The 25,066-nt window shown below is 61.0% G+C and carries 23 protein-coding genes; 14 read left to right on the plus strand and 9 right to left on the minus strand.

Annotated features, from left to right (window positions below):
• Window positions 1-6 precede the first annotated feature (6 nt).
• The 4 genes from pyrG to rlmD all read right to left on the minus strand — a co-directional run bounded on the left by pyrG (window position 7) and on the right by rlmD (window position 6,462).
• Window positions 7-1,644: a glutamine hydrolyzing CTP synthase gene (pyrG, locus tag BN1123_RS10625; protein ID WP_026458419.1), complete on the minus strand. Its 1,638-nt coding sequence runs from the start codon at window positions 1,642-1,644 to the stop codon at window positions 7-9.
• Between the two features lie 141 nt (window positions 1,645-1,785).
• Window positions 1,786-2,583 carry a nucleoside triphosphate pyrophosphohydrolase gene (gene mazG / locus BN1123_RS10630; protein WP_042026919.1) on the minus strand — a complete coding sequence of 266 codons (798 nt, stop codon included), beginning with the start codon at window positions 2,581-2,583 and terminating at the stop codon, window positions 1,786-1,788.
• 72 nt (window positions 2,584-2,655) lie between these two features.
• The gene (relA, locus tag BN1123_RS10635; RefSeq protein WP_042026921.1) at window positions 2,656-4,869 is read right to left on the minus strand and encodes a GTP diphosphokinase; all 2,214 of its coding nucleotides are present in this window, start codon (window positions 4,867-4,869) and stop codon (window positions 2,656-2,658) included.
• A gap of 270 nt (window positions 4,870-5,139) precedes the next feature.
• Window positions 5,140-6,462 (minus strand): 23S rRNA (uracil(1939)-C(5))-methyltransferase RlmD, encoded by a 1,323-nt coding sequence (gene rlmD, locus BN1123_RS10640; RefSeq protein ID WP_042026922.1) that lies wholly within the window; start codon window positions 6,460-6,462, stop codon window positions 5,140-5,142.
• A gap of 153 nt (window positions 6,463-6,615) precedes the next feature.
• On the opposite strand from rlmD, the gene barA reads away from it, so the two are divergent.
• The 7 genes from barA (at window position 6,616) to galE (ending at window position 15,419) form a co-directional block, all read left to right on the plus strand.
• Window positions 6,616-9,324 (plus strand): two-component sensor histidine kinase BarA, encoded by a 2,709-nt coding sequence (barA, locus tag BN1123_RS10645; protein ID WP_042026923.1) that lies wholly within the window; start codon window positions 6,616-6,618, stop codon window positions 9,322-9,324.
• Between the two features lie 87 nt (window positions 9,325-9,411).
• A complete protein-coding gene (locus BN1123_RS10650) occupies window positions 9,412-9,891 on the plus strand; it encodes a YehS family protein (protein ID WP_026456175.1) in 480 nt (159 codons plus the stop codon).
• A 16-nt stretch (window positions 9,892-9,907) separates the two neighbouring features.
• A complete protein-coding gene (locus BN1123_RS10655) occupies window positions 9,908-10,774 on the plus strand; it encodes an N-acetylmuramoyl-L-alanine amidase (RefSeq protein WP_082037526.1) in 867 nt (288 codons plus the stop codon).
• Between the two features lie 126 nt (window positions 10,775-10,900).
• Window positions 10,901-11,368, plus strand: a complete 468-nt coding sequence (locus tag BN1123_RS10660) for a Dps family protein (protein WP_042026925.1) — start codon at window positions 10,901-10,903, stop codon at window positions 11,366-11,368.
• Window positions 11,369-11,575: 207 nt separating this feature from the next.
• Window positions 11,576-13,225, plus strand: a complete 1,650-nt coding sequence (gene hcp / locus BN1123_RS10665) for a hydroxylamine reductase (protein WP_042027008.1) — start codon at window positions 11,576-11,578, stop codon at window positions 13,223-13,225.
• 101 nt (window positions 13,226-13,326) lie between these two features.
• Complete coding sequence (locus BN1123_RS10670) at window positions 13,327-14,322, plus strand: FAD-binding oxidoreductase (RefSeq protein WP_042026926.1); 996 nt, start codon at window positions 13,327-13,329, stop codon at window positions 14,320-14,322.
• An 83-nt stretch (window positions 14,323-14,405) separates the two neighbouring features.
• Window positions 14,406-15,419, plus strand: coding sequence for a UDP-glucose 4-epimerase GalE (galE, locus tag BN1123_RS10675; protein WP_042026927.1), 1,014 nt, complete (start codon window positions 14,406-14,408; stop codon window positions 15,417-15,419).
• Window positions 15,420-15,485: 66 nt separating this feature from the next.
• On the opposite strand, the gene BN1123_RS10680 is transcribed toward galE, so the two are convergent.
• Window positions 15,486-16,187, minus strand: coding sequence for a phosphatase PAP2 family protein (locus tag BN1123_RS10680; RefSeq protein ID WP_042026929.1), 702 nt, complete (start codon window positions 16,185-16,187; stop codon window positions 15,486-15,488).
• A 200-nt stretch (window positions 16,188-16,387) separates the two neighbouring features.
• Between BN1123_RS10680 and mpl the strand changes: the two genes are divergently transcribed.
• The gene (mpl, locus tag BN1123_RS10685) at window positions 16,388-17,770 is read left to right on the plus strand and encodes a UDP-N-acetylmuramate:L-alanyl-gamma-D-glutamyl-meso-diaminopimelate ligase (RefSeq protein WP_042026930.1); all 1,383 of its coding nucleotides are present in this window, start codon (window positions 16,388-16,390) and stop codon (window positions 17,768-17,770) included.
• Window positions 17,767-18,378, plus strand: coding sequence for a flavin prenyltransferase UbiX (locus tag BN1123_RS10690; protein ID WP_042026931.1), 612 nt, complete (start codon window positions 17,767-17,769; stop codon window positions 18,376-18,378). The genes mpl and BN1123_RS10690 overlap by 4 nt, the downstream gene beginning before the upstream one ends.
• A 72-nt stretch (window positions 18,379-18,450) precedes the next feature.
• Here the strand turns inward: BN1123_RS10690 and BN1123_RS10695 are convergent, their stop codons facing one another.
• The gene (locus tag BN1123_RS10695) at window positions 18,451-19,065 is read right to left on the minus strand and encodes a TetR/AcrR family transcriptional regulator (protein ID WP_026456182.1); all 615 of its coding nucleotides are present in this window, start codon (window positions 19,063-19,065) and stop codon (window positions 18,451-18,453) included.
• 201 nt (window positions 19,066-19,266) lie between these two features.
• Between BN1123_RS10695 and hpt the strand changes: the two genes are divergently transcribed.
• The 5 genes from hpt to BN1123_RS10720 all read left to right on the plus strand — a co-directional run bounded on the left by hpt (window position 19,267) and on the right by BN1123_RS10720 (window position 22,728).
• Complete coding sequence (hpt, locus tag BN1123_RS10700) at window positions 19,267-19,797, plus strand: hypoxanthine phosphoribosyltransferase (protein WP_026456183.1); 531 nt, start codon at window positions 19,267-19,269, stop codon at window positions 19,795-19,797.
• 113 nt (window positions 19,798-19,910) lie between these two features.
• Window positions 19,911-20,828 (plus strand): ABC transporter ATP-binding protein, encoded by a 918-nt coding sequence (locus BN1123_RS10705; RefSeq protein ID WP_042027009.1) that lies wholly within the window; start codon window positions 19,911-19,913, stop codon window positions 20,826-20,828.
• On the plus strand, window positions 20,825-21,598 hold the full coding sequence (locus BN1123_RS10710; RefSeq protein ID WP_026457884.1) for an ABC transporter permease: 774 nt from the start codon (window positions 20,825-20,827) through the stop codon (window positions 21,596-21,598). Before BN1123_RS10705 ends, BN1123_RS10710 begins: the two co-directional genes overlap by 4 nt.
• A gap of 178 nt (window positions 21,599-21,776) precedes the next feature.
• Window positions 21,777-22,196 (plus strand): MauE/DoxX family redox-associated membrane protein, encoded by a 420-nt coding sequence (locus BN1123_RS10715; protein ID WP_042026932.1) that lies wholly within the window; start codon window positions 21,777-21,779, stop codon window positions 22,194-22,196.
• Between the two features lie 4 nt (window positions 22,197-22,200).
• Window positions 22,201-22,728, plus strand: coding sequence for a rhodanese-like domain-containing protein (locus BN1123_RS10720; protein WP_042026933.1), 528 nt, complete (start codon window positions 22,201-22,203; stop codon window positions 22,726-22,728).
• A 74-nt stretch (window positions 22,729-22,802) separates the two neighbouring features.
• On the opposite strand, the gene panC is transcribed toward BN1123_RS10720, so the two are convergent.
• The 3 genes from panC to folK all read right to left on the minus strand — a co-directional run bounded on the left by panC (window position 22,803) and on the right by folK (window position 25,061).
• Entirely contained in the window at window positions 22,803-23,657 is an 855-nt protein-coding gene (panC, locus tag BN1123_RS10725) for a pantoate--beta-alanine ligase (RefSeq protein ID WP_042027010.1), read from the minus strand.
• A gap of 103 nt (window positions 23,658-23,760) precedes the next feature.
• Window positions 23,761-24,555 (minus strand): 3-methyl-2-oxobutanoate hydroxymethyltransferase, encoded by a 795-nt coding sequence (gene panB / locus BN1123_RS10730; protein WP_042026934.1) that lies wholly within the window; start codon window positions 24,553-24,555, stop codon window positions 23,761-23,763.
• Window positions 24,552-25,061 carry a 2-amino-4-hydroxy-6-hydroxymethyldihydropteridine diphosphokinase gene (gene folK, locus BN1123_RS10735; protein ID WP_042027012.1) on the minus strand — a complete coding sequence of 170 codons (510 nt, stop codon included), beginning with the start codon at window positions 25,059-25,061 and terminating at the stop codon, window positions 24,552-24,554. Before folK ends, panB begins: the two co-directional genes overlap by 4 nt.
• Between the last annotated feature and the right edge of the window lie 5 nt (window positions 25,062-25,066).

A 25,066-nucleotide genomic window follows, 5' to 3' on the forward strand; every position in this document is an offset into this window, starting at 1 on the left:
TTTCAATTACTTCAAATTACGCTTCTGGTACTCACCTGCCGCCTTCACGAAACCGGCGAACAGGGCGTGGCCATCACGGGGAGTTGAGGTGAACTCCGGGTGGAACTGGGCCGCGACAAACCAAGGATGATCCGGGATCTCGATAATTTCCACCAGCTTCTTGTCGGCGGAGAGACCGGTCACCTTCAGGCCTGCTGCCTCGATCTGCGGCAACAGCTTGTTGTTAACTTCATAACGGTGGCGGTGACGCTCGTAAATGGTCGGGCTGCCGTACATCTGACGTACTTTGGAACCTTCGACCAGGTGGCAGAGCTGGGAACCCAGACGCATGGTGCCGCCCAGATCGGACTTCTCGGTACGAGTCTCGACGTTACCCTCTTCATCCACCCATTCGGTGATGAGGCCAACCACCGGATAGGGACACTCTTTCTTGAACTCGGAGGAGTGAGCCCCTTCCATGCCCGCCACGTTGCGGGCGTATTCGATCAGCGCAACCTGCATGCCGAGGCAGATGCCGAGGTACGGGATCTTGTTCTCACGGGCATACTTGGCGGCCAGGATCTTGCCTTCTACGCCGCGCTCGCCGAAGCCGCCCGGCACCAGGATGGCATCCAGACCTTCCAGCAGCTCGGCGCCACGGGTCTCGATGTCCTGGGAATCGATGTACTTGATGTTGACGGAGAGACGAGTCTTCAGACCGCCGTGCTTGAGCGCCTCGTTGACGGACTTGTAGGCGTCCGGCAGGGAGACGTACTTGCCCACCATGCCGATGGTCACTTCGGCAGTCGGGTTGGCCTCTTCGTAGATAACCTGTTCCCACTCGGCCAGATCGGCCTCTTTGCACTCGATGCCGAAGCGCTCGGTGATGTAGGAGTCCAGGCTCTGGGATTTCAGCAGTGCCGGGATCTTGTAGATGGAGTCGACATCCTTCATGGAGATGACGGCGCGCTCCGGTACGTTACAGAACAGGGCGATCTTGGCACGCTCGTTGGCCGGAATGGCACGGTCGGAGCGGCAGATCAGCACATCCGGCTGAATACCGATGGAGAGCAGTTCTTTGACGGAGTGCTGGGTCGGCTTGGTCTTCACCTCGCCGGCGGCAGCCAGGTAAGGAACCAGAGTCAGGTGCATGAACATGGCGTTGTTGCGGCCCACTTCAGCTGCCAGCTGACGAATGGCCTCGAGGAACGGCAGGGACTCGATATCGCCCACGGTACCGCCAACCTCGACGATGGCAACCTGATGACCTTCGGCACCGGCAATCACCCGCTCCTTGATGGCGTTGGTGATGTGCGGGATCACCTGGATGGTGGCGCCCAGGTAGTCACCACGACGCTCTTTGCGCAGCACGTCTGCGTAGATGCGGCCGGTGGTGAAGTTGTTGCGACGGGTCATCTTGGTGCGGATGAAACGCTCGTAGTGGCCCAAATCCAGATCGGTTTCAGCCCCGTCCTCGGTTACGAACACTTCACCATGCTGGGTCGGGCTCATGGTGCCCGGATCCACGTTGATATAGGGGTCCAGTTTCATGATGGTCACATCCAGACCACGGGCTTCCAGAATGGCTGCCAGAGAAGCTGCGGCAATGCCTTTGCCGAGGGATGAAACAACGCCACCAGTTACAAAAATATATTTTGTCGTCATGCTGAACCTGAAAGAAGTTTAGGGAATTTTAAGGGGTGCTTCGGGGATGAAGCAGGACGGGGAAACAGTATACCAAAAACCCCTCTCCCAAACAATGAGCAAAAATCTATCAGGCTCCTCGCCGCCCCGTCTTGCGCCAAATCAACTTTGCTCGGTTTCCTTGGCTCTATCCCAGGCGGCATCGAGCTTCTCGAGGCTGCAGTCGGTCATTTTCAGCCCTTCCGCGGCGATAAACTGCTCAACCTGACGAAACCGTCGCTCGAACTTGGCGTTGGCGGCCCGCAGCACCTGTTCCGGATCCTTGCCCAGATGGCGCACCAGGTTGACGGTGGCAAACAGCAGGTCGCCGAGCTCGTCACTCACCCGCGCCTCATCCACATCGGCCATCAGCGCCTCTTCCATCACCTCGTCAATCTCCTCATGGATCTTGTCCACCACGGGGCCCAGGGTCTTCCAGTCAAAACCGACGGTGGCGCAACGCTTCTGGATCTTGGCGGCCCGGGTCAGGGCCGGCAGCGAGAGGGGGATGTCGTCAAGCACGCTCTCTTTGTCTAGCGCCGCCCGCTCTTTGGCCTTTTCCGCCTCCCAGTTTGCCTTGACCGCCTGCTCGTCACCGAGATCGGCATCGGAGAAAACATGGGGGTGACGGCGAATGAGCTTCTCGCTCACCGTATCGACGATGTCGGCAAAGTCGAACAATCCCTGCTCCTTGCCAAGCTGGGCATAGAAGACCACCTGAAACAGCAGATCCCCCAGCTCCCCTTTCAGCCCCTGCCAATCTTCGGTCTCGATGGCGTCGGCCACCTCGTAGGCCTCCTCCAGGGTGTGCGGCACTATGGTCTGGAAACTCTGCTTGAGATCCCAGGGGCAGCCCCCTTTCGGGTCGCGCAGGCGGGACATGATATCGAGCAGTTGAGGCAGGTCGTAACGTTGGGACATGGGGATATTCGCTTTTTTTCGTGCAACAGGGGGATAAAACAGTGACCGGCCACAGGGGCCGGTCAGTCGATATCAGAGGCGCTTGGCGCTGATTACATCGTTGAGCTGGCTGAGCTTGGCCAACGCCCGGTTGAAGGCGTTGATGTTGTAAATTTCCAGCTCCATGTCGATCTCGGCGGTCTGCTCGCGCACGTTGGAGCGTGAGCGCACCCCCATCACGTTGATCTTTTCGTTGGCGAGCACGGTCGTGATGTCGCGCAGCAGGCCGGATCTGTCGTTGGAGAGGATGCGGATGGTAAGGCCGTAACCGCCGGAGTAGTTCTCCCCCCATACCGCATCGATCAGCCTCTCCGGGTTACGCCGTGACAGCTCTTTCAACTGCTCGCAATCCTCCCGGTGGATGGAGACGCCACGGCCCATGGTGATGAAGCCCTGGATGGCATCCCCGGGGATCGGCTGGCAGCAGCGGGCGATATGGGTCATCAGGTTGCCGACCCCTTCCACCACGATGTGATCCTTGGGCTTGTGGCGGAACGGCGCGTTGGCCTTCTGCTCCAGCTTCTCCAGCAGGCGGCGATCTTCCTCCTCTGCCGTCGGCTTGTTGTAGCAGGTGTCCAGGTAGTTGATCACCTGGTTGATGCGGATGTCGCCGCTGCCGATGCCGGCCAGCAGATCGTCGGTGCTCTCCAGATTGAAGCGGCGCAGCATGCTGCCCTTGTCGATCTTGGCCATGCTGAGGTTGTGGCGATCCAGCTCTTTGTCGAACAGCTCGCGCCCGGCGACGATGTTTTTGTCCCGATCCAGCTTTCTGAACCAGGTGGCCACCTTGGCCCGCGCCCGGCTGGAGCGCAGGAAGCCGGAGTTGGGGTTCATCCAGTCGCGGCTCGGGTTCGGCTCCTTCTGGGTGATCACCTCAACCTGATCGCCAGTCTGCAGGGCATAGGTGAACGGCACGATACGGCCGTCGATCTTGGCGCCGATGCAGCGGTGGCCGATCATGCTGTGGACGTGATAGGCAAAGTCGAGTGGCGTGGCCCCCGCCGGCAGGTCGATGACATCCCCTTTCGGAGTGAAGACGTAGACCCTGTCCTCGAACACCTGACTGCGCAGATCCTCGAGCAGTGAGCCGCTCTCGGAGAGATCCTCCTGCCAGGCGAGCAGCTTGCGCAGCCACTCGATCTTGTCTTCGAAGTTGCCCCCCTTGCCGCCGGCTTGTGCCCCTTCCTTGTAGCGCCAGTGCGCCGCCACGCCGAGCTCTGCATCCTGATGCATCTGATCGGTGCGGATCTGGATCTCCACCGTCTTGCCCTCAGGCCCCACCACCACGGTATGGATGGACTGGTAGCCATTGGGTTTGGGGTTGGCGACATAGTCGTCAAACTCGCGGGGAATATGGTGGAAGTGGGTGTGAACAATACCAAGCGCCGCATAGCAATCCTGCAGCCGCTTGGTCACCACCCGCACCGCGCGCACGTCGAACAGCTCGTTGAATTCGAGGTGCTTCTTCTGCATCTTGCGCCAGATGCTGTAGATGTGTTTCGGGCGGCCATAGACCTCGGCCTCGACCCCCGCCTCTTTCAGGGCATCGCGCAGGGACTGCACGAACTCGCGGATGTAACGCTCCCGATCGAGGCGCTTCTCGTCGAGCTGCTTGGCGATCTGCTTGTAGGTATCCGGGTGCAGATAGCGGAAGGCGAGATCCTCGAGCTCCCACTTGAGCTGACCGATGCCGAGGCGGTTGGCAAGCGGAGCATAGATGTTGGTGATCTCCTGGGCCATCAGCACCCGGGTCTCTTCATCCGCCTTCTTCGCCTCCCGCAGGCAGGCGATCCGTTCCGCCAGCTTGATGACCACGGCGCGCACATCCTCGACCATGGCGAGCAGCATGCGCCGCACATTGTCGACCTGCTCCGGCGAAGTCTCGCTGCGATGCAGGGTCTGCAGGGAACGGATGGCCTCCATCTCCAGCACCCCTTCCACCAGCTTGGCGATCTTGGGACCGAAGTCCTCGTCCATCCGCTCCTGGCTGATGAGACCGGCTTCGACGAAGGGGTAGATGATGGCGGCCTTGAGGGTCGCGATATCCATGCTGAGCATCAGCAGGATGCCCACCATCTCAATGCCACGCACCAGCAGCTTGCTGGTCAGCGCCTCGTCACCGAGCGTCAGACAATACTGGTAGACGGTTCGCAGCTGATCCTTGTCACTGTCACTTAAAGAGAGCGAGCCGACCCACTCCTCCAGGGTGAAGTTGTCTTTCAAATGAATATCGCGAACCGCAACCATGGTATCAATCCTTTAAATTGTTGGGCCGAAAGCTGACGCTTCCTCCCCCCTCATCTGATGATGACTGCTTCAAATGGGGATATCCGGAGAACTATTCAAGGCTCACCGCCCAAAGGCAGATGTGTTCTCCAGCAGGCCCTGCCTACGTACCGAAGGGTTAGATTACCCCATTCACTCCTGCTCAGACAGCGCCATGGGGGCGAAAGAACAAGAGAAAAGCGGGCGCCATGGGCCCCCTCCCGATCCCGTGGCAGGGAGCCCATGCAAGGGTCACTCCCGCACAAACAGCGCCATGGACTCCAGGTGACCAGTGTGAGGGAACATGTCGAGCATCCCCAATCTGGCCAACCGGTAGCCGCCCTTCACCAGCACTTGGCTGTCGCGCGCCAGCGTCACCGGATTACAGGAGACGTAGACCACCCGCTTGGGAGAAAGCTTCGCCACGTGTCCCATCACTTCCAGGGCACCGGGGCGCGCCGGATCCAGCAACACCAAGTCGAACCCTTCCCGTGCCCAGGACATGCCGACGATATCGCCACTCAAGTCCGCCTTGTAGAAACGGGCGTTGTCGATGCCATTGCGACGGGCGTTCTCCTCGGCGCGGGCCACCATGGCCAGCTCCCCTTCCACCCCCACCACTTCGCGGGCCTGCCGGGCAAGCGGCAGGGTAAAGTTGCCGATGCCGCAGAACAGATCCAGCACCTTGTCATCCCTGGTCGCCCCGAGCCAGGCCAACGCCTGGGCCACCATGCTCTGGTTGATGGGGCCGTTGACCTGGATAAAGTCACCGGGAGCGAATGCAAGAGACAAGCCATCGAGCGAGTAAGAGGGTTCGAATTGTTGATGCAGCGGCTCTATCTGCTCGTCGTTCGCCTGCAGATAGAGGTCGACCCCCTGTTCTGCGGCAAACGCCACCAGCAGGGCGCGGTCGGTCTCGTTGGGGCGCCCGGTGTGACGCAGCAGCAGCATGATCCCCTGCTCTGACTGGATCAGCTCCGCATGGCCCAGTTCACGCTGACTCTTGAGGCGGTTGAGGCAGGCACGCAGCGGGGCAATGAGGGCAGAGAGCGGCGCGGCCAGCACGGGGCACCCCTCAATCTCGACCAGGTCATTGGTATTGCGACGACGAAAACCGACCCGGGTGCAGCGACCGTTTTTGTCAAACTTGATGGCGAGGCGACAGACCCGGCGATAGGCCCTATCTTCACCGCTCAGCACAGGCTCTAGGGCGGGGGCCTTGATGTTGCCAAGACGTTCGAACAGGCTGACCAGCCCGGCCGCCTTGGCGGCCTGTTGATCGTCTACCGACATATGCTGGGCACTGCAACCGCCGCACTCGCGATAGTGGCTGCAAAACGGAGCGATGCGATTGGCCGCCGGCGTCACCACCTGTTGCAGCGCCGCATGGCCATAGTGCTTCTTCTCCTCGGTGATGCGGGCCTTGACCGTCTCGCCGGGCAGCGCCCCTTCGACGAAGATCGCCTTGCCCTGGTGGCGACCGATGCCGACACAGTGGTGGTCCAGAGTGTCTATCGTAAATTCAATACGTTGGGGCTGGGTTGACTTCTTTTGGGGCTTGAAAAACTGGGCCATAAAACTTGGTGCCTATAGGTGGCTATGTCATGATTGTGGAATCTGCAGCCGGGTATTGTCCCACAAGAATAATAGTATGACCAAATACGGCCACAGAGCCCGTGCATTGCCGTTCACCCTATCGCCAACCCCGTTTACTGGTGGCCTGTTCGTATGACCAAATATGGCCTGAGAGCACGCGTTCTCGCCTTTACCATACTGCCTACCCTGTTGATCGGCGGCCTGATGGCCGGTTACTTCACCTTCCACCGCTATCAGCAGCTGGAAAACAACCTGATCGATCAGGGCATCAACATCATCGAACCCCTCGCCATCGCCAGCGAATATGGCATGACCCAGCACAGCCGGGAGTCGCTCAAACGGCTGATAGGGCTGACCCATCGCAAGAATTCGCCGCTCATCAAGTCCATCGCCGTCTTCACCCAGGACAACCAGCTGTTCGTCACCTCCAACTACCACAGGGACTTTACCCGACTGCGGCTGCCCGACGGCCAGCCCATCCCGGAGCTGACCAGTGTCACCTTCCAGGGGGATGACATCATATTGCGCACCCCGATCCAGGCCGAAACCAGCCTGGACGGCTTCCCGCTGCCAAGCGATGTGGAGCCACCGATGATCGGTTATATCTCCATGCAGATAACGACAGATCGCGCCATGTTGCTTCACTATCGCGACACCTTCTTCGCCGTCATCATGGTGATTATCGGGGTGGCCTTCAGCACCCTGTTTGGCTTCCGCCTGGTCAAGAGCGTGACCCAGCCCATCACCGACATGGTGCAGGCGGTGCACAAGATCAGGGAGGGGCGCCTCGACACCCGGGTCAACGGCCAGCTCACCGGCGAGCTGGACATGCTGAAAAACGGCATCAACGCCATGGCCAAGGCGCTCTCCGAATATCACGAGGAGATGCAGCAGAACATCGATCAGGCAACCTCGGACCTTCGTGAAACCCTGGAGCAGATCGAGATCCAGAACGTCGAACTCGACATGGCCAAGAAGCGCGCCCAGGAGGCGGCCCGGGTCAAGTCCGAGTTCCTCGCCAACATGTCTCACGAGCTGCGCACCCCACTCAACGGCGTCATCGGCTTTACCCGCCAGCTGCTGAAAACCAGCCTGACCCCGAGCCAGACCGACTACATGCAGACCATCGAGAAGTCGGCGCGCAACCTCCTTGGCATCATCAACGACATCCTCGATTTCTCGAAACTCGAGGCGGGCAAGCTGCAGCTGGAGCATATCCCCTTCAGCCTGCGAGACACCCTCAACGAAACTATGCATCTGCTTGGCCCCAGCGCCCACGACAAGCAACTGGAGCTCTCCCTGCGAGTGGATGCCGAGGTGCCGGACTACCTGACTGGCGACCCCATGCGCCTGCAGCAGGTACTGACCAATCTCGCCGGCAACGCCATCAAGTTTACCGAGCAGGGCAACGTGGATGTGCACATCCAGCAGATCGGCAGCAGCCATCACAAGGTGAGGCTCAACGTCCAGATCCGCGATACCGGCATTGGCATCTCGGAAGAGCAGCAGCGCCAGCTGTTCCAGGCCTTCAACCAGGCCGACTCCTCCATCTCCCGCCGTTATGGCGGCACAGGCCTGGGTCTCGTCATCACCCAGAAGCTGGTGCAGCAGATGGGCGGCCAGATCCGTTTCGAATCGGAACTCGGCAAAGGCTCGGTCTTCTCGTTCAGTCTCGATGTGGAGGTCTCCCCCCTGCCCCAGGCCGACTCTCTGCCGCTGGATCGCATCCGCGGCAAACGACTCTGGCTGCTGGAGCCGGATCCCTTTGCCCAGGCCTCCCTGCGCGCCCTGCTGGCCGAATGGCAGCTGGATGTCCAGCTGCTGGCACATGACGCCCCCTGGCCCGAGATGAGCAGCCAGGAGATGGTGATCATCGGCAGCAGCACCCTGCACACGCCGCAGCAGGTGCTTACTCGCCTCGATGCCCTCGATGGGCGCCAGAACACCATAGTGCTGCTCAGCAGCCACGATCCGGCACTTTATGAGGCGATGCAAGCCCACGGAGCCCAGCACTGTCTCTCCAAACCGGTCAACCATCGCAAGCTGCTGCACGCCCTGCTCACCCCGGAGGCGAACCACCAGCTATTGCCGGCCCAGCCCAGTCCGCGCCAGTTGCAGCCGATCAAGGTGCTGGCGGTGGATGACAATGCCGCCAACCTCAAGCTGATCGCCGCCATGCTCAAGGAGATGGTGAGCCAGGTGGTGGTGTGCAAGAACGGCAAGGAGGCGGTCAAACAGGCCCAGAGCCAGTCGTTTGACATCATCTTCATGGATATCCAGATGCCGATCATGGATGGCATCAGCGCAACCCAGGCGATCCGCAGCCAGTCCCTCAACACCACCACGCCGATCGTCGCGGTCACCGCCCACGCCATCCCAGGCGAGCGGGAGCGCCTGATCCGCCAGGGGATGGACGACTATCTGGCCAAGCCCATCGACGAGAGCATGCTGGCCCAGCTCATCGCCGACTTTGCCCATCGCCGCCACCAGAACTACGGTGATCAGCAGATAGACTGGTCGCTGGCGGTGCGCCAGGCTGCCGGCAAGGAGGCGCTGGCCAGGGAGATGCTGACCATGCTGCTGGCCAGCTTCGACGAGGTGGAACCTGTGCTGGAATCTGCCCTGAACGGCGCCATCGAAGATAGCGAGGTGCTGGCCCAGATCCATCGTCTCAACGGTGGCTGTGCCTACTCCGGAGTGCCCGGTCTGCAGCGATTGCTCTCACAACTCGAGCAGCAGCTGCGCGACGGCGTGCCGGTCAGCGAGCTGGAACCCGAGCTGCTGGAGTTGCAGGATGCGCTGGCGCTGGTGCGCCAGGAGGCCCCCCGCTATCTGGCGTGAGCCCCAGGATTTTGGCAGTAGAGCCCCGCTTTTTCTGACGCGGGGCACGCCAGATGGTACAGTTGCGCCGTTTTCACAGGAGTCAGCATGACCAATAACGATATTCTGCGCCGCCTGCGCTACGCCCTCAGCATCAGCAACGATCAGATGGTCGACATGTTTGCCAAGGGCAACCTGACCGTCACCCATGCCCAGTTGCACGGCTGGCTGCTGAAAGAAGCCGAAGAGGGAGAAGTGCAGGACCCGGCTTTTGCCGCCTGCCCCGATTCGGCCCTGAGCCAGTTCCTCGACGGTTTCATCGCCACCCGCCGCGGCGTGCGGGAAGATGCGCCGCCCCAGGTTATCCCGAACCGGATCAACAACAACCTGATCCTGCGCAAGCTGCGCATCGGCCTCAACTTCAAAGAGGAAGACATGCTTGGCACCCTCAAGCTGGCCAACTTCAACCTCTCCAAGTCCGAGCTGAGCGCCCTGTTCCGTGCCAGGGATCACAAGCACTACCAGGATTGCGGGGATCAGATCCTGCGCAACTTCCTCATCGGTCTGACCGCCAAGTATCGCGGCTAGGACCAGGCTCTTTCCCATGCAGGTGCGCCTCTCCTCCCTCCTGTCCCTCCTGCGGACCTCCCGGAGATGGCGCCCGCTTCTGCTGCTCCCGCTGCTCCTGCTGGGCAGCTGCACCCCGGCCGACTACCAGCTCTCCACCCGTTATCAGAGCGCCAGCCAGAATGAGCGCATCGCCTTTCTGATCCTGCACTACACGGACGAGGACGATGACAACTCTCTGCTCCTGCTGACCGAACCCGAGCACAAGGTGAGCGCCCACTATCTGATCCCCCGCGACAGCGATGAGACACCGCAGCCCGTCTATCAGCTGGTGCCGGACAGCCAGCGCGCCTGGCATGCGGGGCTCAGCCGCTGGCGGCAATATGCGGGGCTCAATGCCAGCTCCCTCGGCATCGAGATCGTCAACCTGGGCTATCCCCGGGAAGAGGAGTCCCTGTTCCCCCATGAGCGGCGCTGGCAACCGTTCACCCGAGCCCAGATCGCCGCCGTCGGCGCCCTGACCCGGGATCTTGTTGAACGCTACCAGATCCCGCCGACCCAGGTACTGGCTCACAGCGACGTGGCCCCGGAGCGCAAGCAGGATCCCGGTCCCCGCTTTCCCTGGCGCCAGCTCTATCTGGAATACGGGGTGGGAGCCTGGCCCGATGAAGAGCGGGTCACCGAGCTGCTTGCCGCCCCCTTGCCGCACTGGAACATCGCCACCTGGCAGCAACAACTGGCCCGTTACGGTTATGGCCTCCCAATCACCGGAGAGTGGGATGCCCAGAGCCGGGCCGTCATGCGCGCCTTTCAACTCCACTTTCGCCCGGCCCGGGTCGATAGCGAACCCGATCCCGAGAGCCAGGCCATCCTGATGGCCCTGCTGGAAAAGTACGGCAGCTAATCCCGCGAACCGCCATTCGATAGCCATTCGCTATCAATCAGTTAGACACTAGCGATTATCCCTCCACTTTGTATGGCGGTACTCTGACTCCGTTCCGAAATACGTTTCTAAATCTGGAGGTGAAAGATGAAAAGCCCGATTGGTCTTGATAGCGTTCAATCACAAGCCCTGGCTGCAGGACTGAACAAGTTGCTGGCCAGCTACCAGATCCTTTACATGAACGTCCGTGGTTTCCACTGGAATATCCGCGGCAACCAGTTCTTCGAGCTGCACCTGAAGTTCGAAGAGATCTACAACGACCTGTTGCTCAAAGTCGATGCCCTGGCCGAGCGCATCCTCACCCTGGATGGCGTGCCCATGCACAGCTTCAGCGACTATCTGAAGGTGTCGGCCATTGCCGAGCAAAAAGACATGCACGACGGCCGCGCCTGTGTCGAATCCCTGCTGGAGAGCTTCCGCGAATTGCTGATCGCCCAGCGCCGCATTCTGGGACAGGCCGCTGACGCCGGTGACGAGGGTACAGCCTCCATCCTCTCTGACTATGTGCAGCAGCAGGAAAAACTGGTCTGGATGTTGCGCGCCTACCTGGCCTGATCCGTTTTGTAACCCGTTGAGTTGTGAACCCTGAATAGTCTCTCCTGTTTATCCCCCCGCTTGCCGCCCTCTGATGGGCGGCTTTTTTGTTTTTGATCTGCATCAATGAAAAATGAATTGGCAAATTGAATACCTATTAAGTTTTTCCCGAGAGGCATAGAATCGGCACAAAACAGACAACTGAAATGTCCAATTAGGAGAGACATGATGTTTTGTGTGCAATGTGAACAGACAATTCGTACCCCCGCCGGCAACGGTTGCGCCTATGCCCAGGGCATGTGCGGCAAGACTGCCGAGACCTCGGATCTGCAGGATGTGCTGATCTATGCGCTGCAGGGGCTGAGCGCCTGGGCGCTGGCCGCCCGCGAGCACGGCATCATCGACAGCGAGATCGATGCCTTCGTCCCCAAGGCCTTCTTCGCCACCCTCACCAACGTCAACTTCGACTCCGCCCGTATCGTTGGCTACGTCAACCAGACCCTGGACTATCGCCACCAGCTGGCCAACCGTCTGGCCGAACGCGCGGTGCAGGTTGCCGGACTGCCTGCCGCAGCCAGCTTCGAGCCGGGTGCCGAGCTGCTGGCACAGCTGGTCCATGCGCCGCAAACCGCGGTCAACCGTGGCAAGAGCGAAGTGAACGAAGACATCATGGGGCTGCGCCTGCTCTGCCTCTACGGCCTCAAGGGTGCAGCGGCCTACATGGAGCACGCCCGGGTGCTGGATCAGCAAGACAGCGAGGTGGCAGCCGAATTCCACCGCATCATGAGCTGGCTTAGCACGGATCCCAGCGATCTGGATCCCCTGTTTAAATGCGCCATGGATATCGGCCTGCTCAACTTCAAAATCATGGAGATGCTGGATCGCGGCGAGACGACAGCATTTGGTCATCCGGAGCCGACCCGGGTACGCGTCACCCCGGTGCCGGGCAAGTGCATTCTGGTCTCCGGCCATGACATGGTGGATCTCAAGCTCATTCTGGAGCAGACCAAGGACACCGGCATCCATGTCTACACCCATGGCGAGATGCTGCCAGCGTTGGCCTACCCCTTCTTCAAGCAGTACCCGCACCTGGTGGGCAACTACGGCTCCGCCTGGCAGAACCAGCAAAAAGAGTTCGCCAACTTCCCGGGCGCCGTGGTGATGACCTCCAACTGCATCATCGACCCGAATGTGGGCAACTATGCGGATCGCATCTTCACCCGCTCCATCGTCGGCTGGCCGGGCGTGACCCATCTGGAAGGGGACGATTTCTCCGCCGTTATCGCGAAGGCGCAGACGCTGGATGGCTTCAAGCATGAAGAGCTCGAGCACTTCATCACCATCGGCTTTGCCCGCAACGCCCTGATGCAGGCTGCTCCGGCCGTCATCGACAAGGTCAAGGCAGGGGAAATCAGCCACTTCTTCCTGGTCGGCGGTTGCGACGGCGATCGCGCCGAGCGCGCCTACTACACCGAGTTTGCCAAGGCGGTACCGCAAGACAGCCTGTTGCTCACCCTGGGCTGCGGCAAGTACAAGTTCAACAAGCTCGATTTCGGTGACATCGGCGGCATTCCTCGCCTGCTGGACGTAGGCCAGTGCAACGACGCCTACTCCGCCATCCAGCTCGCCCTGGCGCTGGCCGACGCCTTCGAGTGTGGTGTCAACGATCTGCCGCTGACCCTGGTGCTCTCCTGGTTCGAGCAGAAAGCCATCGTCATCCTGCTCACCCTGCTGGCGCTCGGCGTGAAGGACATCCGCACCGGCCCGACCGCCCCGGCCTTCCTCACCCCGGCCCTGCTCAAGGTGCTGGAGGAGCAGTTCGGTCTCAAGGGCACCACCAGTGCCGAAGCGGATCTGGCCGAGATCCTGGCGGCCTGACAGCTCGTCATGTTGTAAGCGTTTGGCGAGCCGCCCGGCTCGCCTTTTTTACTCATGCCTTTTGCTCATGCCTTTTACCAATAACACCGAGGAGCCTTGCGATGACCTCCACCTCTCTCATCCTCACCTGTACCGCCCGCCACGCGGATACCCATGATGTGGTCAGCTGGCAGTTCGTGCCCTTCGAAGGCACTCTGCCCCCCGTGCTGGCGGGCCAGTGCGTGACCCTGCACACCCTCATCGACGGCCAGCCCCACTGCCGTGCCTATACCTTATCCTCCAGCCCGCAGGATCCTTTCTGGCAGGTCACCATCAAGGATGTGGGGCTGGTCTCCCACCATCTACACCAGACGCTGCAAGTGGGGGACGAGATCCGGGTGGATGGCCCCTTCGGCGATTTCAACCTGAGCGCACTGCCGTGCGAGCGGCCGCTGCTTTTGAGCGCCGGTTCCGGCATCACCCCCATGTGGGCCATGCTGCGGGACGAGCTGACCAAGCGACCGGACGCCGATATCCGCTTTATTCACAGTGCCCGCTCACCGGAAGATGTCATCTTCGGTCGTGAACTGAACGCCCTGGCCGAGGCTCACGAAGGCCTGCGTCATGCGCTGGTGCTGGAACAGGCCCCGGCCGATCACCCCTGGGCTGGGCGCCTCACCCCCGCCATGCTCAAAGAGCTGGCGCCGGACTTGCTCGGCCGCCACGTCTACCTGTGCGGGCCAGCCCCCTATATGGAGGCGGTCAGCACCATGCTGGCGGAGCTCGGACTGCCCGCCGAGCAACTGCATCAAGAGTCTTTCGGATTGCCGCCCGCCGAGCCTGCCCCCGCCACCAGCGACCACTTCTGGCTGACCCTGAAAAAGAGTGGCAAGAAGGTGAAGATACTGCCGGGCCAGACCCTGCTCGCCGCGCTGGAAGGGGCGGGTGAAACCATGATGGCCGCCTGCCGCGCCGGCGTGTGCGGGGCTTGCCGCTGCACCACCAGGGGGGAGATCGAACGCCAGAGCATCATGACCCTGAGCCCCCAGGATCTCGAAAGCGGGGTCGCCCTGGCCTGCTCCTGCACCGCCAAGGGGGATGTCAGCATCGATTATTGATGGAGTCATTGGTACCTCATGCTTTTCCCGCTGAGGCTGGGCGGGTAAACTCCCCCCAGTTTCATCAGAACACGGGATAGACAATGACAATTCTGGTCACAGGGGGCGCCGGCTATATCGGCTCCCACACCCTGGTTGAGCTGCTTAGCGCCGGACTGCAGGTCGTGGTGCTTGACAACCTCTCCAACTCTTCCCCCGAGTCCCTCAAGCGGGTCGAACGGATCACCGGCAAGACGGTCACTTTCGTCGAGGGGGATATCCTCGACCGAACCTGCCTGCAGCGCCTGTTCGCCGACTACGAGATCGAGTCGGTGATCCACTTCGCCGGCCTCAAGGCGGTGGGGGAATCGAGCCAGATCCCCCTCACCTACTATCAAAACAACGTGACCGGCACCCTGGTGCTGTGCGAGGAGATGGCCAGGGCGGGAGTATTCCGCCTGGTGTTCAGCTCGTCCGCTACCGTCTATGGCGACCCGGCGTCTGTGCCGCTGCGGGAAGATTTCCCCACCAGCGCCACCAACCCCTATGGCCGCTCCAAGCTGATGGTCGAAGAGATCCTGCGTGACCTGTCGAAATCCGATCCCCGCTGGGCCATCGTACTGCTGCGCTACTTCAACCCGGTCGGTGCACACGAGAGTGGCCTCATCGGGGAAGATCCCAACGGTATCCCCAACAACCTGCTGCCCTATATCAGCCAGGTGGGCGTGGGCAAGCTCAAGGAGCTGGGGGTGTTTGGCAACGACTACCCCACCCCGGATGGCACAGGCGTGCGCGATTACATCCATGTGGTAGACCTTGCCATCGGTCACCTCAAGGCACTGGCGCGCATCGCCAGCGATACCGGCGTCTTCACCTATAACCTGGGCACCGGCCAGGGTTATTCGGTACTGGAGATGGTCAAGGCGTTCGAGGCGGCCAGCGGCCGTGCTATTCCCTACCAGATCAAACCGCGCCGCCCGGGCGACATCGCCGAATGTTGGGCCGAGCCGCACAAGGCGCGCGAGGAGCTGGGCTGGCAGGCTGAGCGGGGGCTGGAGCAGATGATGATCGATACCTGGCGCTGGCAAAGCAACAACCCGAACGGCTACCAGGCCTGATGGCATTAAGGCCCGGATAAAAAAACGCCCCGACGCAGTGTCGGGGCGTTTTTTTGCATAGCGCCATCAGCAGGCCTGGCTGCGCAGCAGCGGCAAGCGCGCCATATAAGGAACCATTCTCGCAATGAGGCGATCCGAAAGCGGCGTCAGCAGCAGCCAGGGCAGACAGAGGGTAGCCAGCCCCAGGGCGCCGACATAGACATCGGTAAACCAGTGGGCCCCGGAGAAGATCCGTGGCGCAGAGAAGAGCGGCACCATCAACACGGCGCAAACCCCCGCCCAGCGGGGCAGGTAGCGCAGGGCAAAGCCGGCAAAGATCATCAGGAAGAGGGCGTGATCCCCCGGGAAGCTGTCACCGGAAGAGTCCTTGGTTGGAATGGCACTGATGTGGGTGACGCGCAACGCATCGCTGACCATCAGGGTCGGGCTGGGGCGCTCTACCGGCAACTGGTGGCCGATCTGGTTGACGACCAGCGCGGTGAGCAGCATCAAGAGTCCCATCGCCACCAGCTGGCGACGACCTTCCAGATCGCGAGAGACGAAACAGCGCGTCAGGATCAGTCCCATGCAGGCCAGCACCACCAGATCGAACAGCCGGTTGTTGATGATCGCCACCAGATCGGCCCAGCGTGCCGATTCCGCCAGCCAGCCATTCACCCCATGGAAAATCGCGAGATCCCAGCCATCCCAGGGACCGTGAGCGGGCAAAGTGGCCCAACTGATGGCCACCAGACCACCGACCAGATAACAAAGCAGGAACTTGCCCATGAAGAGTCTCCTTCGGAAAAGGGCGATATCCTAGATCTGTTATCGCCATCACAAAACCCGGGAATTGTAAGAAAGTACGTCATGAAAGCAAGCCTCAAATAAAGCCACATGACTTATTCCGGTCCGGCCACCCCTTGGGTCTGCCAAATTGCTGCCATCTTGCTAGAATGCGCACTCCCTTTAATGGAAAAGGAAGCGGTATGCACATTCACATCCTCGGGATCTGCGGCACCTTCATGGGTGGTCTGGCGGTGTTGGCAAAACAGCTTGGTTACCGGGTGACCGGCTCCGATGCCAACGTCTATCCCCCCATGAGCACCCAGCTCGAGCAGCAGGGCATCGAGCTGACCGAAGGTTATGATCCCTCCCAGCTCGATCCGGCGCCGGATCTGGTGGTGATCGGCAACGCCATGAGCCGTGGCAACCCCTGCGTGGAGTATGTGCTGGATCGCAACCTGCCCTATATCTCCGGCCCCCAGTGGCTGCTGGAGCATGTGCTGCAGGATCGCTGGGTACTGGCGGTAGCGGGTACCCATGGCAAGACCACCACCGCCAGCATGCTGGCCTGGGTACTGGAGTACGCCAAGCTCGAACCCGGTTTTCTCATCGGCGGCGTACCGGGCAACTTCCCGGTCTCCGCCCGCTTGGGCTCTGCGCCCTTCTTCGTTATCGAAGCGGACGAGTACGACTGCGCCTTCTTCGACAAGCGCTCCAAGTTCGTTCACTACCATCCACGCACCCTGGTGATGAACAACCTAGAGTTCGATCATGCAGACATCTTCCCGGATCTGGCCGCCATCCAGCGCCAGTTCCATCACCTGATGCGTACCGTGCCGAGCAACGGCCGAGTGCTGTTCCCGCAGGCAGATGACAACCTCACCGCCGTGCGCAAGATGGGCTGCTGGAGCGAAGTGGAGCTGGTGGGTCAGGACGATGCCAAGTGGAAGGCGGTCAAGCTGGCCGACGACGGCTCCGCCTTCGAGGTGTGGCTGGATGGCGAGAAGCAGGGCGAGGTGCACTGGGAATGCATCGGCGAGCACAACGTCAACAACGGCCTGATGGCCATCGCCGCCGCCCGCCATGCCGGTGTCATGGTGGAGCACGGCATCGCGGCCCTGTGCCAGTTCAAATCCCCCAAGCGACGGATGGAGCTCAAGGGTGAAGTGGCGGGCATCAGCGTCTACGACGACTTCGCCCATCACCCCACCGCTATCGAGACCACCCTCGGCGGCCTTCGCGCCAGGGTTGATCACATCGGAGGCCAGGCCCGCATCCTGGCCGTGCTGGAGCCTCGCTCCAACACCATGAAGCTGGGGGTGCACAAGGAGGAGCTGGCTGGCTGCTTCGACGGCGCCGACGAGGTATTCTTCTTCCAGCCTCCCAACATCGGCTGGGATCTGGGTGAGGTGACCGCCCACATGACCCGCCCGGCCAAGGTGTTCAACGATCTGGAGACTCTGGTCAATCGGCTGGTGGCCGAGTGCCGCGACGGCGACCATATTCTGATCATGAGCAATGGCGGCTTCGGCGGCATCCATGACAAGCTGCTTGCTCGCCTCAAGGACTACCACGGTCAACTATGAACAAAGCGATCACCCTGGCGCTGACCGGCGCCTCCGGTGCCCCCTACGCCCTGCGCCTGCTCCAGAGTCTGGTGCAGGCGGACTATCGGGTCTACCTGCTCGCCTCCTCGGCAGCCCGGGTGGTGCTCAAGACCGAGCAGCAACAGGATTGGCCTGGCTCGCCCAGAGAGCTCTCCGCCTACCTCTGCCGCCAGTATGGTGCCAAGGAGGGGCAGATCGTCGCCTGCGGCAAGGAGGAGTGGTTCTCGCCGGTGGCCTCCGGCTCGGCGGCACCCAAACAGATGGTGGTTTGCCCCTGCTCCATGGGTACAGTCTCCGCCATTGCCAACGGCGCCTCCGACAACCTGCTGGAACGCGCGGCGGATGTGGTGATCAAGGAGCGCGGCCAGCTCATCCTGGTGCCTCGCGAGAGCCCCTTCTCCGCCATCCATCTGGAGAACATGCTCAAGCTCGCCCGTCTTGGCGTGACCATCATGCCGGCGGCGCCCGGCTTCTATCACGAGCCCAAAAGCATTGAGGATCTGGTGGACTTTATGGTGGCGCGGATCCTTGACCATCTGGGCATAGAGCACGAGCTGACTCGTCGCTGGGGTTATGGCCAAGCCTGATCCATCAGGAGAAAAGTACGGCATAAAAAACGGCGCCACTCATCGAGTGGCGCCGTTTTTGTCAAAACCGTATCAGCTGGCCTGGATAGGGGCGGTCACGTACTTGAACAGGAAGTCCGTCACCTCTTCACGGGCGGGGCGCTGGGGCTGGTTGATCATCTGCATCATCACGTAGCCACAACCACTCAGGGAGCGGGCCAGATCCTGCGCCGACAGCACGCTGGTGATCTCTCCTGCATCCATGGCGGACTGCAGCTCGCTGGCGATCAGGTCGAGACACTGATCGAGCAGACGGGTATAGCGGGGCCATACCTCTTCCCGTACCGATGAACTCCACTCCAGCCAGATGCTGGCGTAATCCGGCTTATCAAAAGCAGCATCGACACACAGGGTCACATGGCGTTTGATCTTGTCCAGGATTGCGTCATTGCCCGAGTATGCCTGTGACAGCATCTGGGTCATGAAGCGTTCGATCTCGGCCAGCACCTCATCAACCAACTCCTCGCGGGTGTTGAAATAGTTGAATACGGTAGCAACCGATACCTTGGCTTCTTCGGCAATTTCGGCGTGGCCAGCACGACCGATGCCTCGGCGGGAGAATACTTCGATGGCACATTCCATCAATTGAGTTCGACGGGCTTCCGGCGACAGCCGGGTACGACGTCTTATTTCTGCGCGTGGTTCCATAGTTTTTATCATCTAATAGTTATTGATTATGGTGTTTATAGTATTTTAACTGATCATGCCTGAGTGCCTGCTAACTCTATCAATTAAAATAAGCTGATAAAAGCACCATCTATCGCTAGCGCCTCCCGAAACGAGTGGTAGAATCATCGGTTTTGACGTTAATGAACGGCCAAATTCCCCTTGGCCATATTGGAGTAAGTGATGAAACACACTGTCGAGGTGATGATCTCCGAGGCCGAAGTCGCCGCCCGGATCGCCAAATTGGGTGAAGAGATCACCGCCCGTTATCAGGGCTCTGATGAAGTGGTGATGATCGGCCTGCTGCGCGGCTCCTGCGTATTCCTGGCAGACCTCAGCCGTCAGTGCCAACTGCCCATCACCCTGGATTTTATGACCGCCTCCAGCTATGGCTCCGGTATGCACAGCACCCGTGACGTGCGCATCCTCAAAGATCTGGATGACGACATCAAGGGCAAGGATGTGGTGATCGTCGAAGACATCATCGACACCGGTTACACCCTCAACAAGGTGCGGGAGATCCTCTCCCTGCGCGAGCCAAAATCCCTGGCCATCTGCACCCTGCTGGACAAGCCGTCCCGCCGCGAAGTGCAGGTACCGGTTGACTGGATTGGCTTCGCCATCCCGGATGAATTCGTGGTGGGCTGTGGCATCGACTACGCCCAGAAGTACCGAAATCTGCCGTTCATCGGCAAAGTGGTACCCCAGGAGTAAGCCAGGCTCAGTCATATCTGGATGAAGTGGCCCCGCGCCGCTTCATCATCTGCACAGGCGGCCTCGGCCGCCTTTTCTGTATCGAGATGGCATCTGTCATCACAGAGGTTGCAATGAACGCACTGGAAATAAGCGGCCTGAAAAAGACCTATCAGGGGGGCGTCGAAGCCCTGAAAGGCATTGATCTCACTGTCCAGCAGGGGGATTTCTTCGCCCTGCTCGGACCCAACGGCGCGGGCAAGTCCACCACCATAGGAGTCATCAGCTCGCTGGTGAACAAGACCCAGGGCAAGGTGAAGGTGTTCGGCTACGACATCGACACCGAACTGGAACAGGCCAAGGCCCAGCTCGGCCTGGTGCCCCAGGAGTTCAACTTCAGCCAGTTCGAGAAGGTGATCCAGATTGTCACCCATCAGGCCGGCTTCTATGGCGTGCCCAAGGCCGAGGCCAAGATCCGCGCCGAGAAGTATCTGCGCCAGCTCGATCTGTGGGACAAGCGCGACATGCCGGCCCGCACCCTCTCCGGTGGCATGAAGCGCCGCCTGATGATCGCTCGCGCCCTGATGCACGAGCCCAAGCTGCTGATCCTGGACGAACCGACCGCCGGGGTGGATATCGAGATCCGCCGCTCCATGTGGACCTTCCTCAAGGAGCTCAACGCGCAAGGCGTCACCATCATACTCACCACCCACTACCTGGAAGAGGCGGAGATGCTGTGCCGCAACATCGGCATCATCGACAAGGGTCGCCTCATCGAGCACACCAGCATGAAGAAGCTGTTGGCCAAGCTGGGGCGCGAGACCTTCATGCTGGATCTGGCGCCGGGCTCCGCCGTGCCGAACCTGCCCCAGTTCAATGGCCGGATGCAGGACGAGCGCACCCTGGAAGTGGATCTGGACAAGAGCCAGTCTCTCAACAGCCTGTTCGAGCAGCTGTCGAGCCAGCAAGTGCAGGTGCTGAGCATGCGCAACAAGGCCAACCGGCTGGAAGAGCTGTTCGTCAGCCTGGTCGAAGAGGGGAGAAAAGCATGAATCTGACCACCTATTACATCGCCTTCAAGAGCATTCTGGCCAAGGAGATCAGCCGCTTCACCCGGATCTGGATCCAGACCCTGGTGCCGCCCGCCATCACCATGAGCCTCTACTTCGTCATCTTCGGCAACCTCATAGGATCGCGCATCGGTGACATGGGGGGCTTTAGCTACATGGAGTTCATCGTGCCCGGCCTCATCATGATGTCGGTCATCACCAACTCCTACTCCAACGTCGCCTCCTCCTTCTTCAGCGCCAAGTTCCAGCGCAACGTGGAGGAGCTGCTGGTGGCCCCTGTGCCCAACTACGTCATCATCGCCGGCTATGTAGGCGGTGGCGTGGCGCGCGGCCTCTGTGTCGGCCTCATCGTCACCCTGGTGTCGCTGTTCTTCGTGCCGCTGCAGATCCATCACCTGTTCAGCGTCTGCATCACGGTACTGCTGACCTCGATCCTGTTTTCCCTCGGCGGGCTCATCAACGCCGTGTTTGCCAAGACCTTCGACGACATCAGCATCATCCCCACCTTCGTGCTGACGCCGCTCACCTATCTGGGCGGGGTCTTCTACTCCATCACCCTGCTGCCGCCCTTCTGGCAAGGGGTCTCCCAGGTGAACCCCATCATCTACATGGTGAACGCGTTCCGTTACGGCTTCCTCGGTATCTCCGACGTGCCGCTCGGCACCGCCTACCTCATCATCATCGGCTTCATCGTGGCTCTCTACGGTCTGGCCTGGTGGCTCATCTCCCGCGGCACCGGGCTGCGCCACTGAGTAGTCGGCTCGCACTGTTCAAGGGGCGCCCGTATGGGCGCCCTTTTTATTGCGATCACACCGGGTAATTGCGGCCCCGTCCGGCAAAAACGGAAATTGGTCGCCCGGATACCGTCAAACTCATTGCGGCTCAATCGGGAATTGTTACAATTCCAGCCTCTCTATAAAGAGGTACCCTATGCCTGCCTATGTGCGCATGCTGGCCAACCTGGCCCTGGGGGGATTCTTCATCGCCTCGGCGGGTTTCAAGCTTGCGTCCCCTGCCCTGTTCGCCGAACAGATCGCGGCCTTCGGGTTGATCTGGTCGCCGCTCATTCTGCCCGCCGCCTGGGGCCTGATCGCCCTGGAGCTGTGCGCCGGGCTCGCGGTGATAGCCAATCGCCGCTGGGGACTCTGGCTGGTGATCGCCCTGCTTGCCCTGTTTATCCCCGTGCTGGGTTACGGCATCGCCATCGGGCTCGATATCTCTTGCGGCTGTCTTGGCAAGGCGGATCTCAGTTCGCTGCCGGAAGCCATCCTGCGGGATCTGCTGCTGCTGACGCTTGCGGGCGCCCTGTTGCGTACCTCCCGCCCCGTTTTTCCTGCTATCAAGGAGTAGTCATATGATGACATTGCGATCCCGTACCCTGCTGGCTTCCGTCATTGCCGCCAGCTTCGCCCTCGCCGGCTGCGGCGACAACCAGTTCGAGCAGGAGGTCAAGCTGGAGCAAGCCGCGGTACAGCTCTCCCAAGAGGCCCAGCAAGGAGGCTACCAGCTGCTGACCGTGGCCGAGCTGAAGACCCGGATGGATAAGGGTGAAGAGCTGGTGATCATCGATACCATGCCCTATGAAGACTCCTTCAAGAAGGAGCACATCCCGGGTGCCAAGAACTTCGTCTTCGTGAAGGAGGCCAAGTCCGGCGACGACTGGAGCGAAATCGTGGAAGGCAACGGCACTCCCGAACAGTTCCAGGCCCTGCTGGGTGAAGACAAGTCCCGCCCCGTGGTGATTTACTGCGGCTTCGTCAAATGTGGCCGCAGCCACAACGCCGCAGCCTGGGCGGTGACCCAGGGCTATCAGCAAGTCTACCGGGTACCCGGCGGTATCTTCGCCTGGAAAGGGGCCGGCTACCCCGTCTCCGCCGAATAAGCTCCTCGCCCCCGAATGAAAGAAGCCCGCTGTTGCGGGCTTCTTTATATATCCGGTTTGCTCAAGTCAGGGGATCAGGATTTGACCGTGACGACGCGGTTGTCGATGAGGCGGGCCTTGCCGAGATAGGCCGCCATCAGGATCACCAGCTGGCGGCTCTGATCGGTGGCGGACTCCAGAGTGTCGGCATCGACGATATCGATGGCATCGGTGCGAAAACCGGCGTTGTCGAGTCGCTGGCTGGCCTGGGCCACCAGGGAGGGCAGATAGCTATCTCCCGCCTCGATCTGCTCGGCAATCCAGTTCATGGTGCGCGCCAGCTCGGGAGCGATGGCGCGCTCGGCGGCAGTCAGATAACCGTTGCGCGAAGAGAGCGCCAGCCCGTCTTCGGCCCGCACCGTGGGCACGCCGACAATCTCGATGGGCATCGCCATGTCGGTCACCATCTTGCGAATGAGCGCCAGCTGCTGGTAATCCTTCTGGCCGAAGCAGGCCACGTCCGGCTGTACCAGGTTGAACAGCTTGGTGACCACAGTGCTGACGCCGCGGAAGTGGCCCGGGCGCAGCGCCCCTTCCAGCAGGCTGGAGAGACCCGGCACCTCGACGAAGGTCTGGCTCGCCAGCCCCTGCGGGTACATGATCTCCGGGGTCGGCGTGAACACCATGTCGACACCGGCGGCCTCCAGGGCGGCGCAGTCCTGCTCCAGGGTGCGCGGGTAGTTGGCAAGATCCTCGGCCTTGTCGAATTGCATCGGGTTGACGAAGATGCTGGCCACCACCTTCTCGGCGTGGCCGTGCGCCTCCTTTACCAGGGTCAGATGGCCCTGATGCAGGTTGCCCATGGTGGGCACGAATGCAATCGCACGCCCTTCACGGCGCCATTGGCTAATCTGTTCACGCAAAACGATGGGATTGTTTACGACCAACATCAGCAGTTCACCTTCCAAATCAAAAGAGAGACGGGTTACATCAGCCAAAGAGAGATGGCGAAGCGGGGGCACAGGCCCCCGCTCATGGCAATACGACATCCGGTCAGTTGAAGCAGTGCTCCGGACCGGGGAAACTCCCCTCGCTCACCTGCTGCACATAGAGACGGACAGCGGCACGCACATCCCCGGTTTCGGCCAGGAAGTTCTTGGTAAACTTGGGCACATAGCCGGAGGTAATGCCAAAGGCGTCATGCATCACCAGGATCTGGCCGTCGGTAGCCGGGCCCGCACCGATGCCGATCACCGGAATACGCAGCGCCTTGGTGATGCGCTCGGCGAGCGCAGTGGGCACGCACTCAAGCACCAACAGCTGGATGCCGGCCGCCTGCAACTCGAGGGCCTGACGGTAGATCTCCTGGGCCTGGAACTCGTCGCGTCCCTGCACCTTGAAGCCACCGAATACATGGACGGATTGCGGGGTAAGACCCAGGTGGCCGCACACCGGCACCCCGTTGCGGGTCAGGTGGCGAATGGTGTCACACAGCCAGTCCCCCCCTTCCATCTTCACCATGCGGGCACCGGCCGCCATCAGGCGGGCGGCGTTCTGGTAGGTCTGCTCCGGGGTGGCATAGCTCATGAACGGCATGTCGGCCACCACCAGTGCCTGGCTGGCACCACGGGCGACACAGCGGGTGTGATAGACCATCTCGTCCATGTTGACCGCCAGGGTATCCTGCCCCCCTTGCAGCACCATGCCCAGTGAATCGCCGATGAGCAGCACGTGGGCGCCCTCGTCGTCGAACAGCCTGGAGAAGGTGGCATCATAGGCGGTAATGGCGGTGAACTTCTGACCATCCTGCTTCATCTTCAGCAGGCTGGCGGTGGTGATCTTGCTCATAAAGGCTCCTGTTCGTCTGCGCCGGAGGCAATGATGGCGAGACCATTGCGCGGGCAGCGGGCAACCAGTTGGGCGAGCGGGGTGCCACAGGGCAGCACCAGAGCGGGCGCGATCTCGGCCAGGGGCAAGAGCACGAACTCCCGCTCCTGCATGCCGTAATGGGGAACGATGAGGCGCTCGTGCTTGATCACCCGATCGCCGTAGAGCAGCAGATCGAGATCCAGGGTTCTTGGCCCCCAGCGCTCATCTTTGCGCACACGTCCTTGTTCCAGCTCGATTCTTTGTAGTTGGTCCAGCAGCGCCAGTGGCGCCAGCCGGGTAGCGAGCCGGGCCACGGCATTGACATAGTCCGGCTGATCAGCCGGCCCCATGGGGCGGCTGCTGTAAAATGACGAGGCCTGCTGCAGCTCTGTCTCCGGCAATGCTGCCAGAGCCGAGACGGCGCGGCGAGCCTGGCCGAGCGGATCGGCCAGGTTGGAGCCGATGGCGACGAAGACCTCGCTCATCATGG

This window comes from Aeromonas enteropelogenes (genome assembly GCF_000819845.1).
In the GTDB taxonomy this organism is placed as follows: domain Bacteria; phylum Pseudomonadota; class Gammaproteobacteria; order Enterobacterales; family Aeromonadaceae; genus Aeromonas; species Aeromonas enteropelogenes.